We start from the raw sequence: 1,130 nt of genomic DNA, 5'->3' as shown, positions 1-1,130 counted from the left end.
GCGGCCGCCCTCTGGGGATACGCCGTCCGCGCCACCGACGTGACCACGCTGGACGACTTCGGGCTGGTCACCGCCGTGCATCCGGCCTTCTGGGCGGGACTCGCGGTGCTCACCGCCGGGTTCTGGTCCACCGTCCGCCGCACCGGCCGCGCCGACGCGTGGTCCCTGGCGTACGTCCTCGTGCTCCTGGTCATGGAACGCGCCACCCAGGCCCTCGTCTACCCCACCCCGCTCCACGCCTGGGCGTGGAAGCACGACGCCGTCGTCGGCCACCTGCTGACCGCCGGAGGCCTGCAGACCGGGGACGAACTCGGCGACATGGCCGTCTACGACCAGTGGCCCGGCTTCTTCGCCCTCCAGGCCGCCGCCGTGCGGCTGGCCGGTGTGGAGGACACGCTCACCCTGATGAGCTGGTGGCCGCTGATCTCCGGCGTGCTGCTGCTCGTCCCGCTGGTGCTGGTCTACCGCACCTTCACCGAGGACCGGCGGCTGATCTGGACCGCCGTCTGGGTCTTCTGCGTCGGCAACTGGGTGGGCCAGGACTACTTCTCGCCGCAGTCGCTCGCCCTGACACTGCACCTGGCGGTGATCGCGCTGGTGCTGCGCCGTTTCCCGGCCGCCGAACGCCGCGGGCCCCGGCAGGCCGTGTGGACCACGGCGCTGATCACGGTGATGGTCCCGGTCGTCCTCTCCCACCAGCTCACCCCGGTGGTGCTGATCGCCTCCCTCGGCGTGCTCGCGCTCACCCGGCGCCACCGGGACTGGGTGCCGCTGCTGGCCGCGGTCGCCCTCTTCGCCGCCTGGAACCTCACCGCCTCACTGCCCTTCCTCTCCGCGGCGCTGCCCGAGATGCTCGCCTCCGTCGGGGACATCGGCGGCAACGTCGAGACCGGCTACGGCACCACGCCCACCGGCACCGGGGCCGTCGCCACCTCCTGGGCGGCGCGCGGCCTGTCCGCCGCGGTGATGCTGCTGGCCCTGCTCGGAGCCGTCCGGCAGCGGGAGCTGCGCCGGCACGCAAGGCCGCTGCTGCTGCTCACCGGGGTGCCGCTGCTGCTGATCGCCGCCAACGACTACGGCAGCGAGATGATCTTCCGGGTGCTGATGTTCATGCTCCCCGGCGCCGCCTT

General features: G+C 72.8%; 1 pseudogene. It reads left to right on the top strand.

The features are described 5' to 3' along the window. Positions 1–1,130: pseudogene (locus HW445_RS32030) on the top strand (glycosyltransferase); the annotation flags it as partial.

This window comes from Streptomyces sp. UH6 (assembly GCF_013421635.1).
Taxonomy (GTDB): Bacteria; Actinomycetota; Actinomycetes; order Streptomycetales; family Streptomycetaceae; genus Streptomyces; species Streptomyces abyssomicinicus.
This window is presented reverse-complemented; position numbering and strand designations above follow the sequence as displayed.